The organism is Pseudoalteromonas sp. R3 (assembly GCF_004014715.1).
In the GTDB taxonomy this organism is placed as follows: Bacteria; Pseudomonadota; Gammaproteobacteria; order Enterobacterales; family Alteromonadaceae; genus Pseudoalteromonas.
Genome location: NZ_CP034834.1, coordinates 1,115,923 through 1,135,057 on the forward strand (window position 1 = coordinate 1,115,923; position 19,135 = coordinate 1,135,057).

General features: G+C 47.2%; 16 protein-coding genes and 1 pseudogene. 10 read left to right on the plus strand and 7 right to left on the minus strand.

Features of this window, described 5'->3' with window-relative positions:
• Positions 1 to 53: 53 nt before the first annotated feature.
• The 5 genes and pseudogenes from acnD to ELR70_RS04055 all read left to right on the plus strand — a co-directional run bounded on the left by acnD (position 54) and on the right by ELR70_RS04055 (position 5,718).
• Positions 54 to 2,641: pseudogene (gene acnD / locus ELR70_RS04035) on the plus strand (Fe/S-dependent 2-methylisocitrate dehydratase AcnD).
• A gap of 89 nt (positions 2,642 to 2,730) precedes the next feature.
• A complete protein-coding gene (prpF, locus tag ELR70_RS04040; protein ID WP_054013546.1) occupies positions 2,731 to 3,909 on the plus strand; it encodes a 2-methylaconitate cis-trans isomerase PrpF in 1,179 nt (392 codons plus the stop codon).
• A gap of 54 nt (positions 3,910 to 3,963) precedes the next feature.
• Complete coding sequence (locus ELR70_RS04045) at positions 3,964 to 4,569, plus strand: LysE family translocator (RefSeq protein WP_054013545.1); 606 nt, start codon at positions 3,964 to 3,966, stop codon at positions 4,567 to 4,569.
• A gap of 7 nt (positions 4,570 to 4,576) precedes the next feature.
• The gene (locus ELR70_RS04050) at positions 4,577 to 4,954 is read left to right on the plus strand and encodes an STAS/SEC14 domain-containing protein (RefSeq protein WP_054013544.1); all 378 of its coding nucleotides are present in this window, start codon (positions 4,577 to 4,579) and stop codon (positions 4,952 to 4,954) included.
• A gap of 71 nt (positions 4,955 to 5,025) precedes the next feature.
• Positions 5,026 to 5,718: an SDR family oxidoreductase gene (locus tag ELR70_RS04055; RefSeq protein ID WP_054013543.1), complete on the plus strand. Its 693-nt coding sequence runs from the start codon at positions 5,026 to 5,028 to the stop codon at positions 5,716 to 5,718.
• A gap of 385 nt (positions 5,719 to 6,103) precedes the next feature.
• On the opposite strand, the gene ELR70_RS04060 is transcribed toward ELR70_RS04055, so the two are convergent.
• Positions 6,104 to 7,438, minus strand: a complete 1,335-nt coding sequence (locus tag ELR70_RS04060; protein ID WP_054013542.1) for an FAD-binding oxidoreductase — start codon at positions 7,436 to 7,438, stop codon at positions 6,104 to 6,106.
• A complete protein-coding gene (locus ELR70_RS04065; RefSeq protein ID WP_054013715.1) occupies positions 7,438 to 7,995 on the minus strand; it encodes a GNAT family N-acetyltransferase in 558 nt (185 codons plus the stop codon). Before ELR70_RS04065 ends, ELR70_RS04060 begins: the two co-directional genes overlap by 1 nt.
• A gap of 300 nt (positions 7,996 to 8,295) precedes the next feature.
• Here ELR70_RS04065 and ELR70_RS04070 point away from each other — a divergent pair, with 300 nt between their 5' ends.
• Positions 8,296 to 9,738: a chitinase gene (locus tag ELR70_RS04070; RefSeq protein WP_082353063.1), complete on the plus strand. Its 1,443-nt coding sequence runs from the start codon at positions 8,296 to 8,298 to the stop codon at positions 9,736 to 9,738.
• A 1,676-nt stretch (positions 9,739 to 11,414) separates the two neighbouring features.
• On the opposite strand, the gene ELR70_RS04075 is transcribed toward ELR70_RS04070, so the two are convergent.
• The 5 genes from ELR70_RS04075 to ELR70_RS04095 all read right to left on the minus strand — a co-directional run bounded on the left by ELR70_RS04075 (position 11,415) and on the right by ELR70_RS04095 (position 15,505).
• Positions 11,415 to 11,828: a hypothetical protein gene (locus tag ELR70_RS04075; protein ID WP_054013539.1), complete on the minus strand. Its 414-nt coding sequence runs from the start codon at positions 11,826 to 11,828 to the stop codon at positions 11,415 to 11,417.
• Positions 11,829 to 11,976: 148 nt separating this feature from the next.
• Positions 11,977 to 12,858, minus strand: a complete 882-nt coding sequence (locus ELR70_RS04080; protein ID WP_054013538.1) for a bile acid:sodium symporter — start codon at positions 12,856 to 12,858, stop codon at positions 11,977 to 11,979.
• 309 nt (positions 12,859 to 13,167) lie between these two features.
• Positions 13,168 to 14,535, minus strand: coding sequence for a hypothetical protein (locus tag ELR70_RS04085; RefSeq protein WP_054013537.1), 1,368 nt, complete (start codon positions 14,533 to 14,535; stop codon positions 13,168 to 13,170).
• Between the two features lie 394 nt (positions 14,536 to 14,929).
• Complete coding sequence (locus tag ELR70_RS04090; RefSeq protein ID WP_054013536.1) at positions 14,930 to 15,151, minus strand: hypothetical protein; 222 nt, start codon at positions 15,149 to 15,151, stop codon at positions 14,930 to 14,932.
• Positions 15,152 to 15,325: 174 nt separating this feature from the next.
• Positions 15,326 to 15,505, minus strand: coding sequence for a hypothetical protein (locus tag ELR70_RS04095; RefSeq protein WP_128064477.1), 180 nt, complete (start codon positions 15,503 to 15,505; stop codon positions 15,326 to 15,328).
• Between the two features lie 251 nt (positions 15,506 to 15,756).
• Between ELR70_RS04095 and ELR70_RS04100 the strand changes: the two genes are divergently transcribed.
• The 4 genes from ELR70_RS04100 (at position 15,757) to ELR70_RS04115 (ending at position 19,087) form a co-directional block, all read left to right on the plus strand.
• Positions 15,757 to 16,962 carry an RsmB/NOP family class I SAM-dependent RNA methyltransferase gene (locus ELR70_RS04100; RefSeq protein ID WP_082353062.1) on the plus strand — a complete coding sequence of 402 codons (1,206 nt, stop codon included), beginning with the start codon at positions 15,757 to 15,759 and terminating at the stop codon, positions 16,960 to 16,962.
• Positions 16,963 to 16,977: 15 nt separating this feature from the next.
• Positions 16,978 to 17,229: a DUF2999 family protein gene (locus tag ELR70_RS04105; protein ID WP_054013535.1), complete on the plus strand. Its 252-nt coding sequence runs from the start codon at positions 16,978 to 16,980 to the stop codon at positions 17,227 to 17,229.
• 149 nt (positions 17,230 to 17,378) lie between these two features.
• Positions 17,379 to 18,173 carry a glycoside hydrolase family 25 protein gene (locus tag ELR70_RS04110; RefSeq protein ID WP_054013534.1) on the plus strand — a complete coding sequence of 265 codons (795 nt, stop codon included), beginning with the start codon at positions 17,379 to 17,381 and terminating at the stop codon, positions 18,171 to 18,173.
• A complete protein-coding gene (locus ELR70_RS04115; protein WP_054013533.1) occupies positions 18,173 to 19,087 on the plus strand; it encodes a hypothetical protein in 915 nt (304 codons plus the stop codon). The genes ELR70_RS04110 and ELR70_RS04115 overlap by 1 nt, the downstream gene beginning before the upstream one ends.
• Positions 19,088 to 19,135: the final 48 nt, after the last annotated feature.

Here is a 19,135-nt window from a genome sequence, read left to right on the forward strand (position 1 = left end):
AATAATCATAAAGATCTGTGCCGTTGAGCCAATGAGCAATCCTGGAAGTAGTTATGAACAGCCAATTTCGCAAAAAATTACCTGATTCTTCGCTGTGTTATTACGACACGCGCGAAGCAGTCGAAGCCATCAAGCCTGGTGCGTATGATGGCTTGCCTTATACCTCTAAAGTCTTAGCAGAAAACCTGGTACGCCGCGCCGAGCCTGAAAAAATCAACGATTATCTGAGCCAAATTATCGAGCGTCGTCGTGACTTGGATTTCCCCTGGTTTCCGGCACGTGTGGTCTGTCATGATATTTTAGGTCAGACGGCGCTGGTAGACCTTGCCGGTCTGCGTGATGCCATTGCTGAAAAAGGCGGCGATCCTGCCAAAGTAAACCCGGTGGTGCCAACTCAGTTGATCGTTGATCACAGCCTGGCTGTTGAGCACGCAGGCTATGAAGAAAACGCCTTTGAGAAAAACCGGGCGATTGAAGACCGCCGTAACGACGACCGCTTCCACTTTATTAACTGGACCAAAACAGCGTTTAAAAACGTTGATGTAATCCCGCCGGGCAATGGTATTTTGCACCAGATCAATCTGGAGAAAATGTCGCCGGTTATCCAGGCGCGTGATGGCGTGGCATTCCCCGATACCCTGGTTGGTACCGACAGCCATACCCGCATGTGGATGCGTTGGGTGTAATTGCCGTGGGTGTTGGTGGTCTTGAAGCTGAGAGCGTGATGCTGGGTCGAGCTTCTTATATGCGCCTGCCGGATATCGTGGGTGTAGAGCTGGTCGGCAAACGTCAGCCGGGGATCACTGCCACAGACATCGTGCTGGCCATCACGGAGTTTTTACGTCAGGAGCGTGTGGTTTCTTCGTACCTTGAGTTCTTCGGCGAAGGCTGCGAGGGCTTGTCTTTGGGTGACCGGGCAACCATTTCGAACATGACACCTGAGTATGGCGCCACTGCTGCCATGTTCTATATTGACCAGCAAACTATTGATTATCTGCGCCTGACCGGTCGTGATGATGAGCAAATTAAGTTGGTTGAGCAATATGCCAAGCACACTGGCTTGTGGGCCGATGCCATGGCAGGTGCGCAGTACGAGCGTGTGCTGAAATTCGATTTATCTTCGGTTGGCCGTAACTTGGCCGGTCCGTCAAATCCACATCGCCGTGTTGCAACGGCAGACTTGGCCAAACAAGGTATTGTGGCTGATTATGAGCAGCGTGATGGAGAAATGCCAGACGGTGCGGTGATCATCGCAGCCATTACCAGCTGTACCAACACCAGTAACCCGCGCAACGTAGTGGCAGCCGGTTTGCTGGCACGTAATGCCAACAAACTGGGCCTGAGCCGCAAGCCGTGGGTAAAAACCTCATTTGCACCGGGTTCCAAAGCCGTGCGTTCTTACATGGAAGAAGCACAGTTGTTGCCTGAGCTTGAGCAACTGGGCTTTGGTATCGTGGCATTTGCCTGTACCACCTGTAACGGTATGAGTGGGGCACTGGATCCAAAAATTCAGCAAGAAGTGATCGACCGCGACCTCTATGCCACTGCCGTGCTATCGGGCAACCGCAACTTTGATGGTCGTATCCACCCATATGCTAAGCAGGCTTTCCTGGCATCACCGCCTTTGGTTGTGGCGTATGCCATTGCCGGATCAGTGCGTTTTGATATCGAAAATGGCGTGCTGGGTCATGACCAGGCTGGCAACCCGGTTACGTTAAAAGACATCTGGCCAAGCGATGAAGAGATTGACGCAGTCATTGCGCAGAGCGTGAAACCGGAGCAATTCCGTGCCGTTTACGAACCTATGTTCGACCTGAGCGTTGACTATGGTGAAGACAACGACCCGCTGTATCAGTGGCGTGAGATGAGTACCTACATCCGCCGTCCGCCATACTGGGAAGGTGCCTTAGCAGGTGAGCGCACCATGAAAGGTATGCGACCATTGGCGATTTTGGGTGACAACATCACCACAGATCACTTGTCTCCATCGAATGCGATTCTTGCATCCAGTGCCGCTGGTGAATACCTGGCGAAAATGGGCTTGCCTGAAGAAGACTTTAACTCGTATGCAACCCACCGTGGCGACCACTTAACGGCGCAACGTGCTACCTTTGCCAACCCCAAGCTACTGAATGAAATGGTGTTGGAAAACGGTGAAGTGAAGCAGGGCTCGCTGGCGCGTCTTGAGCCAGAAGGCAAAGTTACTCGCATGTGGGAAGCCATCGAAACCTACATGGAGCGCAAACAACCGCTGATCATCGTTGCCGGTGCTGATTATGGCCAGGGCTCGTCTCGCGACTGGGCTGCCAAAGGCGTGCGTTTAGCGGGTGTAGAAGTCATTGTGGCTGAAGGCTTTGAGCGTATTCACCGTACCAATCTAATCGGAATGGGCGTGTTACCGCTGGAGTTCCAAAATGGTACAACGCGTAAAACGCTGGAGCTCGATGGTACCGAAACCTACGATGTCGAAGGGACACGAACTCCAGGTGCTACACTGAACCTGATCATTCATCGCAGCAATGGCGTTCAGCTTGAAGTGCCTGTGCTGTGTCGTCTGGACACAGAAGAAGAAGTGTCTATTTACGAAGCCGGTGGCGTGCTGCAGCGCTTTGCCAAAGATTTTCTGGAAGCAAACGCTTAATTCCGTTCTTGCTCCGCACTAACTGTGGAGCCTGTCTGAGCAGAGTGCACCTGCAAAGGGTGCTCACTCTGCTATTTAGGATGAAAATTATGACTTTCAAACCTCAACTACGTGTGCCGGCGACCTATATGCGCGGTGGCACCTCCAAAGGCGTGTTTTTTAATCTCAGCTCCCTGCCCGAGGCGGCGCAAGTGCCGGGTGAAGCGCGCGACAGACTGCTGCTGCGAGTGATTGGCAGCCCGGACCCTTATGCCAAGCAAACCGATGGTATGGGTGGCGCGACTTCCAGCACCAGCAAAACCGTGATCCTGTCGAAAAGTGATAAAGCGGACCATGATGTCGACTATCTATTTGGTCAGGTTGCGATAGACAAGCCCTTTATCGACTGGAGTGGCAATTGTGGCAATCTGACCGCGGCGGTGGGTGCCTTTGCCATTAGTAACGGCCTGGTAGATGCCAGCAGAATACCCGAAAACGGCATTGCTGTAGTACGGATCTGGCAGGCAAACATTGAAAAAACCATTATTGCTCATGTGCCTATGGCTAATGGCGAAGTGCAGGAAAGTGGCGACTTTGAGCTTGATGGCGTGACTTTTCCCGCCGCTGAAGTGGTGGTGGAATTTATAGACCCGGCCGACGGCGATGCAGATATGTTCCCAAGTGGCAACCTGGTCGACCAACTGGAAGTGCCGGGGATTGGCACGTTTGATGTGACTATGATCAATGCTGGGATCCCGACCTTGTTTTTCCGCGCCGAGGACTTAGGTTACACCGGTGTGGAACTGCAAGAAGCGATCAATGGTGACGACGCGGCGTTGGCGCGATTTGAGCAGATCCGCGCTTACGGTGCCGTAAAAATGGGCCTGATTGAGCACATTGACGAAGCCAGGGTGCGTCAGCACACCCCTAAAATTGCCTTTGTATGCGGTGCTAAGGCGTATACCGCCTCCAGTGGCAAAGCCATTTCGCAGCAGGACATTGACCTGTCTGTTCGGGCTTTGTCTATGGGTAAGTTACACCACGCCATGATGGGCACAGCCGCAGTAGCGATTGCGACGGCAGCTGCTATCCCCGGTACATTGGTCAACCTGGCGGCAGGCGGTGGTGAGCGCAACAGCGTTACTTTTGGCCATCCTTCGGGCACTTTGAAAGTGGGCGCAGAAGCTGAACTGGCAAATGGCCGCTGGCTGGCAAAAAAAGCGGTGATGAGCCGCAGCGCCCGAGTGGTGATGGAGGGACATGTTCGAGTCCCGCAAGAGCAAATTTAATGATGAAAGTTGGCCCGGTTAATCCGGGCCTTGTTTTTTTAAGGAACGAAAAAGATGTATGAAGCGTTATTTTCTATTGCCCTGACCACTGCGCTGTTGCTTGGCTCCCCGGGCCCTGCACCCTTAGCATTGGCCGCTGTTGGTGCCAGCTCAGGTGTGCGCCGTGGGGTGCCTTTTTTATCCGGTATTTTGCTCGGGTTATTAGTGGCAATAGTGGCAGCTGCAACAGGACTGGGTGCATTACTGTTAAGCTACCCCAGCCTAAGCGCCGTATGCCAGATTGTAGCCATCGCCTATTTGTTTTATGTCGCTTATAAAATTGCAACCAATCGCAGTGGACTATCTCAGGCAGAAGGCGGTGAGGTTGGGTTTCGGGATGGCTTTATTTTGAACCTGCTTAACCCCAAAGCTTATGCAGCTTGTATTGCCATATTTGCTAATAACAGTGTGCCCGACACCAGTCCGTTTATCGGCGTCTTACTTGCAGCAGCAACTTGCTTTGCCATTGCTGTTCTGGTGGATAGTCTATGGCTGGTACTTGGTGGTGTGCTACATCGATTCATAAAAACCCCAGAACAGCTGCGTATTTTACGTTTGTTTTTTGCCTTTTTGTTAACCTCTCTGCTAATTTGGATCAGTACGACGCAAATTCTTAGCTGAGGAAGTCATGGCGTGCTTTCATTCAATCTCTGTTGATACTGAGCGAGTAAATGGCGATCTGCTCATGAGCTTTACGGCGCTGGGCAGGGTAAACCATGCTGATTATATGGCCATTAAGGCAGTAATAGACAGTGCGTTAAGGGCGGCAGCAGGGCAAAAGATCAGAGTGCTGGTTGATGTGACTGAATTCGAAGGATGGGAGCTGCATGCTGCCTGGGACGATGTGGCATTGGCTCAGCGCCATAGTCATGATTTTTATAAGATTGCGGTGCTTGGCAACAGCCGTTGGCAAAAGCTTGCAGCCATGGTTGGTAATTGGTTTGTAGAAGGAGAATCCCGGTATTTTGAGGAAAAAGGGCAAGCCTTATCCTGGCTGCTAGATTGAGTGGGCTGCGCTGCTAAGTAAAACGTATATAATGAAACATAAAGTGGTAATGTTAAGGCTGACATAAAATTATGAATACACTTTTCATCACAGGTGCAAATCGTGGTATTGGGCTGGCGCTCGTCAAATTGTATCTCGAACAAGGGTGGCGGGTGCTGGCGACCTGCAGAGCCCCACAAGCTGCCGAAGCATTGTGGCAGCTGGAGCAGCAGTTTAGCCACTTACAAATACTTGCTCTGGATATAACCAACTACGCACAGATGGCTAAGTTGTCTGGTACATTGCATGACGTACGGATAGACTTGGTGATTAACAATGCTGGCATTTATGGGCCCAAAGGCTATGCGTTTGGCGAGTGTGATGTCGAGCAGTGGCAACGTGTGATGGAAGTAAACGTGATAGCACCACTGAAATTAGCCGAGGCATTCATACCACAGCTAAGACTGGGTAAGTTAAAGACCTTTGCTGTGCTCTCATCCAAGGTGGGTAGTATGACCAACAACACCAAAGGGGGCGGATACATATACCGCAGCTCAAAAGCGGCATTAAACTCGGTGATCAAGAGCCTTTCAAATGATCTGTTATCTGAAGGAATAAAAACCGTGGCGCTGCATCCTGGTTGGGTTAAAACCGACATGGGCGGGCCCAATGCGCTCATTTCAGCTGAGGAGTCAGCACAAGGGCTTAAACATGTTCTTGATGAATTACATGAAGCGCAAAGTGGTGGCTTTTACGACTATCAGGGGTTGGCGATACCTTGGTAGTAAGTATCTCTGGTTTAATACATAGTCACTGAGTTGGAGTAATGCGGCGAAGTTTGAGCAGGCTTGGTAGATGGACCTTGGTGTGATGTGAATTTAAAGTAGCTGGGCTTTATGTGCGCCAGCTACCGACACTAGATAATATTACTCAAATTTATCCTGACACGGGCGTGAGCCGGGGCAAGTCCAGCTTGTTGTGCCTGTACCACCTGCAACATGTGGCGTGTTCTTTTCTGCATGTTGTAGTTGTTTATGAGATAAGCTCTTTAGTGGTTTTTTGTTTAGTTTTAACATGGTTATGTCATCTCCAAATGGTTTTTTGTGTTTTCCTTAGCGAAAAAATTTCGCAATTAACGATAACCTTATGTTGACGTTTGGTCAATAACTGTTACGAAAAATGGTCTTGTAATTGCGCCAGGTGATAGTAACCCAACTGGCCAAAGCGGCGAAGTTGTGGAAAAGGGATCCTGGGCAGAGGCCGTTGATACAAGGGTAAGTCGGGCACAGTGTCATCCATTGCTAGTTGCGCTAGTCTGTACGCTGCCTGTGAGCTAAACGATACGCCTGAGCCACAGTACCCCAAGATATAGCCAACATTATCCTCAAAAAAGACATGCGGCATATCGTCCAGCGCTGCTGCAATATAACCGTGCCAGTAGTAGTCGTGATCAATTCCCGATAAACAGGGAAAGCATGCTGAAAGTGCGCTTTTCAGATGGTTCAGGTATTTGGCTTTGTTCTGGTCTTTTGCAAATACTGCACCCCTGCCGCCAAAGAGCAGGCGGTTATCTGGTAGCAGCCTGTAATAGTATTTCAACCTGCGCGTATCCATGACTACCTGATGTGTTTTAAGACCACTTTGCATCAGCTCTTGTTCGTTAAGAGGGCGAGTTACAAAAATGCTGCTGAGAATGGGTAAATAGCGGTTATCAATAAGCGGATGACTGTGTTTATTGTTGTAGGCATTGCCTGTATATAGCAGTTTATCAGCACTAATTGTTTGGTCATTGACACTTAGCTGGTGACGCTGGCCATGCTTAACGGTGTTGACCAAACTGTGTTCAAATAAAGTGACGCCAGCCTGAATTGCCATCTCGCGATAGCCAATCAGAAGCTTAAGTGGATGCAGGCCAAATCCATTTTCATAGCGTATGGCACCATGAGCGTGTTGATTAAGCATAAACTCCGCTTCAAGTTCATCACGGTGCAACAGGCGGCTATCGTCGGTGCCAAAATTTGTTGAAATGAATTGCGCTGCAGCTTGCAAATTAGCGTAAGCCTGAGCGTTATGCGCGACTTTCAGATAACCTGAGGGTTGCGCATCACAGGCAATATTATGCTCTGTTATTAGAGATCGTACCCGGTTAACGCCACCCTGGAATTCATCATAAATCCCACGGCTGACCGCCATACCCCAGCGCTTGGCATAATCTGGGTAGCCAAGACGTCCTGAGCCGGGCAGTGCAAATCCTGCATTTCGCGCACTGGCGCCAAAGCCAACCTGATTGGCTTCCAGTACACATACTTTTTGCTGATAGTTTGTGGCCAGATAGTAAGCACTTAATAACCCACTGAATCCACCACCAATGATGGCCACATCAAAATGTTCAGATGTGTCGGGGGCAGGGTTTGCTGTTGGCAGGAGCTGTGTTGCGGCCCAATAACTTGGCGCGAAATCCTGACCCTGACAATGGGCTGCACTTAGGGGATCGAAAGTTTGCATCAGAACTCCAGTACCATTTCAGCGGCCTGGCAATGGCATTCAGTGTCACAAAGCGTGCAGCGATACCCCTCATATAAAGTCAGATCTAACCAGCGATCATCGTGAACCTTAATGAGCTTTCCACCCGCTTTAGTGAAGTATTTCACGGCTCCGTTGCCCGGGCTTTGCATCCACAGATGGGAGACTCCAGCTTGTGCGCCTTGTTGTTTCAATACCTCGACAGATGCGTTGAGTAACTTAGGTCCAATCCCCTGTCCCTGCGCATCAGGGTGAATGGCAATACACTTAAAGTATGCCATGTGCGCCTCATCAACTGGCCACAGCGCAGGTGAGCACCACTTGTCGATAGGCCACTGGCCTGCGCTATAGGAAGTTCTGAACCCAACCACCTGTTGCGACTCGTCGAGTGCCACAAATGAGGCATTCAAATCCTTTTTGGTACCCCGTTGGTGCATCATTTTTATACCCGCCATATCGAGGTAATTGTCCCCGTGGACCAGATTGCCGAGGTCGATGACTGCCTGATAATGGGAGGTATCGAGAGGAAGGATAGAAATCATGCGCTACTGCCTAGTGTCATTTACTGAGTTGTCATTTTGCAGCATTTATTAATTGAAAACAAAGGCGTTCAAAAAAAACTGTACAAAATAGGTACGAAAATAGTGTGTTTTATGTTCATTCACCGTTGACAGCGATGTCATCTTGGTAATAATTGTGACAATAGTGTGTCTGAATGATGGTTGCGTACGCTGCAATTATTTGTGATGACGTACTGTTAAACAGAACGATAACAATTTAATTCAGGGCGCGATATGACAGTTGCAACCTGAATCACAACAACATGTAAAGGATGTCCTATGAAAAAACTTAACTCCGTTTGCCTGGCGGTCATGGCGTGTATCAGCGCGCCTGCACTGGCACTCAATGTTCAGCCAGATCCGAACAGCTCTGGTGCCTATTTACTGGATCGGGCCGGGCTTCAGGCAGCCGAAGCTACCCTGACCTCAAACCCAATGTATAGCGTGTGGGCACAGGCACTAAAAACCCGCAGCAATACCGTGGTTGACGCCATTGTACCTGGCGCCGCCTCTAACCCCGAAAACGTAAAGCGCGTAGAGCGGGTATTTGGCCAGAGTGAGTGGGATTTTCTGACCCAAATGGCAGCACCGGAATACACTTATACGCGCTTTTTGCGTGCTATAGGCAAGTTTCCGGCGTTTTGTGGTGACTATACGGATGGTCGCAATGCGGACGCCATTTGTAAAAAGTCGATTGTCACCGCGTTTGCACATTTTGCACAGGAAACAGGGGGCCACATTGCCAAAGACAATGTTTCTGATAACCCACTGCGACTGGAAGAGTGGCAGCAAGCCCTGGTGCATGTGAGAGAAATGGGCTGGTCTGAAGGGCAGCCAGGTTATACTACTGGGTGCGGTCAGAATGATTGGCAAAACCGACGCTGGCCTTGTGCAGACGGGCAAGGGTATTTTGGTCGCGGCGCCAAACAGCTGTCTTACCACTTTAACTATGGCATGTTCTCTGAAGCCATGTTTGACGGTGATGCGACCGTGTTGTTGAATAATCCGGCCCTGGTTGCCGATTCCTGGCTCAACCTGGCCTCTGCAATTTGGTTTTTCCTGACCCCTCAGGCACCGAAACCGGCGATGCTACATGTGATTGATCGTACCTGGGTGCCATCTCAGACTGAGCTGAATGCCGGTATTGGCTACGGCTTTGGCACCACAATCAACGTCATTAATGGCGGTATCGAATGTGGTGAACACAATAAAAACAAAGGCCAGCCGGTCAATCGTATTCGCTACTGGGAAGGATTGTCGCATTACTACAATATTCCGGTTGAAAGCGATGAAGAAAATACCTGCTGGCAGCAAACACCCTTTGGCAGTTTGAATCTGGATGGTGCCGGTGAAGTGCTTTACACCAACTGGGAAGCAAACTGGGAATACTATGCTGACCGTCCGGGAGGGTTCTCGTTTGAATGCAAGCTGGTGGGCTATCAGACCGCTTATTCCGCACTCGTTGAAGGCGATTATGAAAAATGCGTGACCAACTTCTATGGGTCACATACAGGATGGCCGGTTGTCACAGTTGTTGATAACTTGCCGCCGCCAGATGACAAACCTCCGGTTGATAATGTTGCTGCATGGGAAGCGAATAAGGTTTACCTAAAAGGTGATAAAGCCAGCTTCAACGGCAAAGTGTATGTTGCGAAGTGGTGGACCCGTGGTGATGAGCCAAACGGGACTGGACCTTGGGAGCTGGCACCGGCAGCACAATAAGTTACTCCTGGTTTTTCCTGTTAAGAGTCAACCTAGCCCATTTACCGTAAGTGGCCTTTGTATCTAGCAAAGGCCACTTTTATTAATAGCGCAGTCTGCTTAACTGGTTCATTACTTCCTTGGTTTCATGAGGTGCCATATAGTTCTCAGGTGCTGAATACCTTACTATCATCGTGCTAATTAGCGAGGGGTATTATTCGAACAGCTTCCGTCTGAGTATCTACTTTTGAAAGTGGGTAATGTATAGTTGAACACGTTTCATCAGTTTACAAGCAATGCCCTAGAGTGCTGATCGGCGGCGTTTACACACAAGAATAGAAAATGGGGAGCACATCTTTGGTTAGAGAAAACTACTTCAATAAAAGAGCTTCCGTGCATTGCTTTGTAATTGCTGTAATTTACCTGATTTTAGATATTCAATTATTGCTCTATGGAGAGAGTCAAACCCTGAGCTTTGAATTTTTGTTCAATGTTAAGGTGTTCATGTGTTTTCTGTACTTGCTATGCTCAGAGAAGATAACAGGATACTTTGAGCAAGAGGATAACCTGTCGTTAGACTTTACGCTTCACATGGCTACGTTTTTATTTATGCTTTGGCTTATGGTCGTGCCCGGAATTTTTGGCATCGCTTTTTCAAAATATTTTGGGTGTGTCCTGATAATACTGTTGATAGGGTCAGTCCCCATGGTGTTTGAGGTTATAAAATGCAGAGAAGTTAACCACGTTAGCTTAGGTCTCGTGTGCGTGGAATTGATAATTAAAGCAGCCTTTGTCTTCTGTGTTATCGTTATTTTGATGTATTTCGTATCTAGCAATTGGTCATGGGAAATCAGGCCGATCCACACACTGATTAAAAATCACTATTTATGACTTAAAATCAAGGTGGTAGAGAAGTTTTATCACAGCACTTATCTTACAGGAGTGTGGTGATAACAATGTTTGGAATCATATTGACGCTCAAGATGGTGGTAAGGTCTCCCTCTACATGAGCAACTTTAAACCTTATGAAATAAACGTCATTTCCACAGTTAATGGTCAGGTATTAGATAGGTTTAAAACAGTGATAGGGTGCTCGTATTATAGGGTATTTGAATTGCCTGAAGAGTATTCTGGAATAACCGTAAATGGAGTTCCGGTCGGTGGTCAGAAAGTGAATTGAATGGTAAAATCCACTTAAACAACAGCTTAAGGCTATCAGAAAAATGAATAGAGGTCTTGGGTTCACTTTGAGAGCCTTGTGCTTAACCTATAGTGCCGTAATTGGGAAAGTGCTATATGGGTGTTATTTGACTGGTGAAATAAAGACAAAATATAAAGCTTTGAGTTTTGAACATGATGGAATGGAATTCGTTCTGGCCGTTTCTTTCCAAGCTGCCATATTTCTATTTTTAGTCGTGGTGGCTTGTAAGCCTGATCTAATAGTGAAAGATAAAGTTTAACGAGACAATTAAAGTAATGCGGGTGAGCGGCATTTTTATGAAACCGCGTGTGTCAGCGAGCTTTTTCTAATAAATTAAAGCAGCTTTAAGGTTCTGTATAGCAGTAACCAAGTGCTTATGGTTGTGCTTAGGTTATTGAAGAAAAGCCTGATTTACTGCCAGAGCACAGTGCACCGCAAAGTGCATCAATCTTACAGTTAAATGAGCAACCATTAAACTTAGATATAAGTCCGCACTCTACATAAACAACTCTTTAAACTGATCCCACAAGCCTAGCGACTCATTGGCAAAAATATCTATACCTAACCAGGATTTAAGCAGATAAAGAACAACGAGTATAATACCCAACAAGATCATGGCAACAACGAATAAGGTAATCAAAAACATAACCGCTGCTGTGACTCTTTCAGTATGGCTAAGGCGACGTTTGTTCACCCCGCCCAGAAAGACAAAATAAAAGCTCCAGGGTAAAAATGGCAACGCCAGAGTGGGTCTGAAATCTATTTTATGATTGTTCCAGTCCCGGGTATTGATTGCTTTTTGCAGTGCTTTGCGTTGTTTATAAGTAAAGCTTTCTGCAACTTCAGGGTCCATTTTGCCAAGGAGCTGCTTAACATGAGCATGTCGTTGGTCGGATTTATTCACCGTCATACAGCCTCCTTAGCCATTGAGTCATGTCAGTATTGAGACGGCAACAGGTTTGACGTGCGTACTCACCTCAAATGATTTACCGATTATTCTATGAGTTTAGCTCGACATATCATGCTATCAATAACAGCAAGCAATCTAATTCATTTAATCACCCTGCTGTCAGTGTTGGGGCTTTCCTATGTTGTTTAATTGCCCAGGCAGTGAACAACCCGGCACTGATAAACATAAACAAGCTATAGATGCTTGGTGCAATAGACATCACTTCATTGCCCAACAGCCCGGTTGTTACCAAAAGGGCGAGAGTGCCATTTTGCAGACCTACCTCAAGGGTAATGGTGCGGGTCTGTGTATCGCAGCGCAATAAAGTACGCGCCACCAAAAATCCACTAACCATAGAAATAAGGTTTAAGGTGATGACAGAGGGGCCAGCCATGATCAGGTAATCAACCAACTTATCACCCAGTTTAATACAAATACTGAGTATCACCAGGAGTAAGACTGCGACTGAGAACCAGCTGATATAGGGACTGGCTGATTTAGCAAAGTGAGGCCACCTGGCATTAATCCCCATACCGACCAGGACTGGTAAAACACCGACCACAATAAGCTGTAACCAGGCTTTTAAAATAGGGAACTCGATCATGGTATCGTTTTGGCCATAATATCCGATTGCCCATGCAGCCAGAAATGGCAAACTAAATGGGGTGATAAACCCTATCACGGCAGTTAAAGATACCGACAGACCGACATCCCCTTTGGCCAGATAAGAATAGAGGTTCGAGGTTGTCCCGCCCGGGCATAAAGCCAGAATAAATAAGCCAATTGCCAGCTCCCCGGTAAGCCCTGTAAATGCAATAACAGCAATAGCAAGCAAGGGGAGTAAAATAAGCTGACACAGTACCCCAATGAAAAAGCTTTTGGGTTGCAAAAACACGCGCTGAAAGTCTGCCATTTTCAGGCTAAGGCCCACGCCAGCCATAATAAATATGAGTGCGACAGGTAAGCCGATTTCGATCAATGCAGATGGCATTTCTTGGTCCTTGTTGTGCCCGGTTCAGTTAATTTTAGCAAGCGTAACAGCACATCGTCACATTCGTTTTTTAATCAATGGCGTCAGGGTACATTGCTATGTCAACAAGGTAGCATGTCTTTTTTACTGTGATGTGAAGCGCTAAGCCGTTTTAATGGGCTTTGTCAGAAGCGGCTGGAGCAGATAAATAAAACGGCCAGTCTTTGTACGATCTGGCCGTCTTTATCCGGTCATTGGTTTGTAGTGCTAATCTATTCAGCAACTCCAATGGTGTTGGGAAATGTCATGTATTTCGGTGTCGTTAGACGATTATTCAGATACTTCAATCTCAAAACTATAAACGGCTGCACCTTTTAAGAGCGAGGTATCTGTGTATACGTTACCAGCGTCCCCTTTTTGAAATTCCCGTCTGAGGGCGTCAAATTCACCCGAAAAATTCAGAGCGGCGACATCCAGGTTGATCTCAATCCCCTCAACTGAAGTGACATTGGTATTCACACTGGTACCAAATTCGAAATCGGGAATGGTCGCCTGAGGTTTACTCATGACTTCCCATCGGACTTTACCATTGGCAGTGTCTTCCCACAGCAATGTAATGGCGACCATATTAACTCGCGGGTCCACACCCGAAAAATCATAGTCGAACAAATTAGCGCTGTTTGGGTCCGCCATGGACTGTGCAAATTGTTCAAACGCATTTTGAAAAGCGCTATTGAAAAGTAAAGGCGTGGTGCTAGCAGGCTGGCCATCATCAGCAATGGTGTTTACGGTCGCCGATGAGGTGTACATATCAAAGCCCGGTAAAACGGCGTGCTCAGTAATAGCGTTGTATGCATAGCTGGTAGTTGCAAGGTCCGGGAAAATAAACTTGTTGCGCGGATTAGCGCCCAGAATGATATGGTTGCTGAGCTGTTCTTTGTCATTAAATGAACTCAGAAACACGCGTGATTCAGGGTACTCAGCCTTAGAGAAGGGTAAAGCGGCAATATTTACTCTCACACCCGGGCTGGAAAAGTCGTTATCGGTCAACTCAAGCGGGCCGTCTCCTTCGAGATTAAACAGGCCACCACGCACATCACTGTAGTCTTCATTGCTGATATGCAGGATGGTATGTTTACTCTCTTCACAAAAATAGGCAGCATCTGGAACCGGAGCCTTCAATGGGACATCGTCGCCAATAAAGCCGCTGATATAGTAGTCTGGCTGACTTGCAGAAAGGGCACTCAGATCCAGACTTTTTCTCGGGCAGTCACAGCTTGGTTTCTGATCAAACTCGATTATGCCGTAGTCCGTGTTGGTAATATCCAGCAGGGTATAGAGCTGAGTGTGCAGTGTCTGGCCACCAATACTCTTGGCAACCAAAGAGACGTGGTGTGTGTTCTCTGGTAGCGCCTGCGCGAGTTTGCCGTCTGCACCCGTTTTAGCACTGGCAATGACCTGACCGCTGGCATTGTGGAAGATGACATCTGCAACAGTGGGGTTGGGCACTGCGCTGCAATCATTGATGAGTGTTGCTTCGACTGAAAACACTGGGGTCGGTTTATTAGGATCCGGTTTAGAGGCATTGGCTTTTGTTTGTTGTTCGTTACCCACAACAGTCTTATCGCCGGATGAACCACCGCAAGCAGAGAGCGTAATGGCAGCACTGATAGCTAGAAAAAGTCCTTTAAACTTCATTTTTTCTCCAATTTATAAATCGTTATATCCATACACTTTAAAACTAAATCGCATTTTAACAGATGTTGTATGTTCTTGTATTATGGACAAAGGCTTTATTTGTATTCATAGTTGGCTGATTTGTTTTTAGATGTAAATGAGAGCCGAGTATGAGAAATAATAATAATTGATTTGAATAGCTAAAAGACGCCGCCTCTGGTGCCGTTTGAGCCATTCAGAACTTAAAACTCGTCGCAGGGACACGAGGTCACGCAAGCCATACCTTACTCAGGTTCTGTTACACAGTCCACTGAGGAGATTAAGAAAGGCATTAGGTGTTCACTCTGCTGAGGGGGGATGCCAGGAAAGGCTCTGGCAATGCAACCTCTTTAGCAGAAGTTGCATTGTCCGGCGGTTAGTTGAAGTCAGTACACGGACCTGTGACTACACAATACTGACCAGGACCAGGACTTGTCGCAATGGTATCTGTGTCAGTTGGTGGCGGACAGTTACGGTAACTTGGGTAGCTGCTATCAGGTTCAACGTTGCCGCCTGCAATGTTAGGCGTTTGCGCCAGATTCAACTGCTGAGACTGAGATAGCGCTTTTAATTTGGTTTTTTTGACTTGTAATTTCATGAATTATTCCTTAATTATTCATTTTAGAAGAGACCTACGATTTTCCTGCTGTAGGTACATTTAATGTGCATGATGTGTTTTTTGTTGTCAAACTATTTCTTTGGTGTTTCTTTTTTGTATTTTTAAGCGGTAGGTTGAAAGCCCGTAAAACGGGCTTTGCAGTATGCTGAAAGTTTAGTTACAGACACCTGTTATCACGCAGGGGCTGCCAGATGCACATTCTGCTGTGAGTGGAATACAATCCCGGTTCCACCAGGAAAATTCTCCTCCGGCAATCTGAGGTGTTTGAGCCGGAGTCAGCTTTTTTGCCTCTGAAAGGGACTTCAGGTGCGATTTTTTCATTGTTAGTTTCATTTTTTATCCTTTGTAATGTTCGTTATTCTTCCTTTACTGCAAACGTCAAAGGGGCGTTTTTAATTTGTCGCATCATTGCCTATGTTGTCAAACAGTTTTAATTAGAGTAAATAAGTGACTATCATGGTTGGCATTTGCAGTTGGTCTGGGCCCTCGATAACGTGGCATTGTTTGTCAGTGAACCAGATATGGTCTGAGCTCGCTAAAAGCGCTACAATTCATCTTCAATATTTGCAGGCAGAGAACATCGCGTGACCGTTGATCGTCAACTTATCAGTACTTTACATACCGCATTTAACAGTATTACCCAGCAATCTTTATATGCCGATAAAGTTATTCAGCACCATATACATGATAATCCGCAATGGCGTCGTGAAGACAAAGGCTATTTTGTTACGACTCTTTATGACTTAGTGCGTTATGTACGCAAGCTGGCATATCTCAGTGACGTTAGTGAGCAAGAGTTCTGGCCCATCTGGCAGGCGTATCAGTTGCTCAATGGTGAGCACATCCCTGACTGGCCAGAAATGCGCAACTTGTCAAAGTCTGATCTGCAAGAGCGACTTGAGAACGCATCACAGGCAATCCAGCTTAGTTACCCTGACTGGCTGGATACACTGGGGGATTCTCAACTAGGACATCTGTGGCCTGTTGTGGCTGAAGCCTTAAATCGTGCACCTGGTTATTACCTTAGAGCCAACACATTAAAAAGCTCAGCCCAGTCACTTGTCAGTAAGCTAGCTAAGGAGCAGATCTCCAGCGAGCCGGTTTCCCCAGAATTGCCGGATGCGTTGTCTATTCAGGCAGTTGATAAGCTATTTAAATCAACTGCGTTTCAGTCAGGCGAATGCGAAATGCAGGATGCAGGTTCTCAGCAGATAGCCCCTTTACTGGATGTTGCGCCCGGCATGAAGGTCGTTGATGCCTGTGCTGGAGCGGGGGGAAAGAGCTTACACCTTGCTGCTTTGATGAAAAACAAAGGTCGCTTACTTTCTATGGACATTCATCAGCACAAGCTTGATAACCTGAAAAAGCGAGCAAAGCGTGCCGGTTGCCATATGATTGAAACGCGGCTTATTAAAAATAACAAGACCATCAAACGCCTTAAAGATAAATTTGATCGGGTTTTGCTTGATGTCCCCTGCTCGGGAACGGGGGTTTTACGGCGCAACCCAGACAGTAAATGGCATCTCACAGAGCGAAATGTCGATGAACTTATTGCACTTCAAGCGGATCTGCTGCAAAGATACAGCCAGATGTGCCGCCCAGGTGGTAAGCTGGTATATGCAACCTGTTCAGTATTACCGGTTGAAAATCAACAGCAAGTCGCTCAGTTTTTGGATGTAAATCCTGGCTGGACTCTGCAACAAGAGCTGAGTCTGTTGCCTGGTGTTAACTCAGAATTTGACGGATTTTATGGCGCTGTTTTGTGCCGTAACCAATCACCTAAAGATTAAACTAGGATAAAACACATGAATCCCATTATTGCTTTGCTTAAAGAGCACAACATCAGTGACGAAAAAATCAATGAAGTATTCAAGGCGTTGACCGAAAACCCGCTAATGGCTATGGCTGTCGTTCAGCAGTTGAATATTCCTGCGGATAAGCTTCAACAGCTGATGGCCCTCGTAATGCAAAACCCGGCACTGATCAAAGAAGCGGTGCAGGAGCTCGGCCTTGATTACGATAAAGTAGAACAAGCAAAAGCACAGCTTAAACAATAAGTAATCACAATAGTACGAACAGGCTGGAGATCCTATCCGGTCTGTTCGACGCCCGACTTTTTCAGACTTTTCATCAGACAAACCCGTTTCCTTTGACTAAACTAGATGCTAACCGCGTGGTAGCACTATTTTAATAATAAGGATACACAATGCTCTCCAGCAAGACCCTTGAACACGACTCCCCCATGGTGTTTGTGTTATTTATGGCAGTTGCCTGTTTTTTTTATTTTTTTCGGCCTGGGTTTATGTCGCCAGAGCCACAAACTGATAAACCTAGCCTGGTCATGTTTCCAAAGAACTTGCAGCACTATCTCAGTAACCCAAATGCAGAGACTGTTTTGGGGATCGATGTATCGCATTATCAGGGGGTCGTCGATTGGCAGCAGGTTGCCAGGGCTGGAGTGCAATTTGTTTATATCAAGGCTACTGATGGTATTACCTATCGGGATCCTGAATTCTATTCCCACCTAAAAGGAGCGCAGGCCGCAGGTTTGCAGACTGGGGCGTACCATTTCTTTGAACCAGACGATGATCCCATTAAGCAGGCAGGCAACTTTGTGACGACCGTACAGGGGCTTGAGCTGACACTCATGCCTATGTTGGATGTGGAGATCACCAGTAATCGTTCTGCGCAGTTGATCAGTAGCGGTGTTGCCAAATTCATAGCGGAGGTGGAGCAGCGCACAGGGTGTCAGACGATCCTCTATAGTTATGGCGATTATTGGCAACAGAATTTATCAGCTCAATTTTCCAGTCAGCCTTTTTGGTTAGCTGACTACGCCGACAGTCCCAGTGTGCCAGAACAGGCGCAGGCTTGGTGGCTGTGGCAATATTCAGATTCTGCGCGAGTTGCAGGGGTGAAGACCCAAGTTGATATTGATGTGGTGATAGCAGGTGAGTCAGGGTTAGATGCAATGAAGTGCACAAGTAAAGGAGCAAAATAATGAACTTTGCGAAACAACTTTGGCAACATGAGCACACAGTTATGAGGGCACTTTTATTATTGGTTGTGGTGAGTTTTTTAACTTTGGTCGTGCTCCACTACCATGACTGGCAGCATCGCCCGGATGCTTTATACCTGAGCAATCAGGCGTATCTGCATCATGTGGAGGTGCAGGCATTAGACGATTTGTTTTATCTGGCTGAGATCAATGGTCTGCTTAAAGTCGTGGAAAGCAGTCAGGTTGGGGTGTCGTTTATTGCTGAGTTTAAAGTGGATGTTGGCAATATGATTGCGACGGTTACACACTATCTGCAACAAGGCATCAACCTGAACCTTGCGTCACTGGTTGCCGTGGAGATCCTATCCTTACTCAGCGAAGCGGCCCATGTCATCGTTATGCCGCTATTGGTGATCACTTTGAGTGGTGCGACAATATGGCTGTGTGCTGAGCTATTTGGTTTGCCTGTAGTTATGTGTGCGGTGCTTAAGCGGGTGTGTGAGGGTTTATTACTCTCTTTTGTACTACTACACTTGATGCTGCCTTATGCCATTCACATCAGCGGAGCTATAAGTCACTCCGTCAGCGCCAGCTACAAAACCACAGGTCGCACTGCACTACTGCAATATCATCAGGATGTCACTCGTGGGCAAAACAAAGCGTCGTTAAAAGATAAAGCAGAGTCGAGTATCCATGAGCTGGAGAAAGTATCGCCTAAGCATGTCAGATATCAGCAAAATGCTTTGTCACACTATTTGGTAAGTACGCTGGCGGTGAATCTGTTTGACCTGATCTTAATGCCATTGCTACTTATCTGGGGGTTCTATCGTATTGTGAAGGGGCTGTACCTGCATGCTCAGGAAACCTATCGGATAGCTAAAAGAAGTGATAGTGCAGAAACGATAAAAGGGCCATAAAGGCCCTTTGGTGAAGTATCGTTCAAGTTAGTTTGGTTACTCTAACCC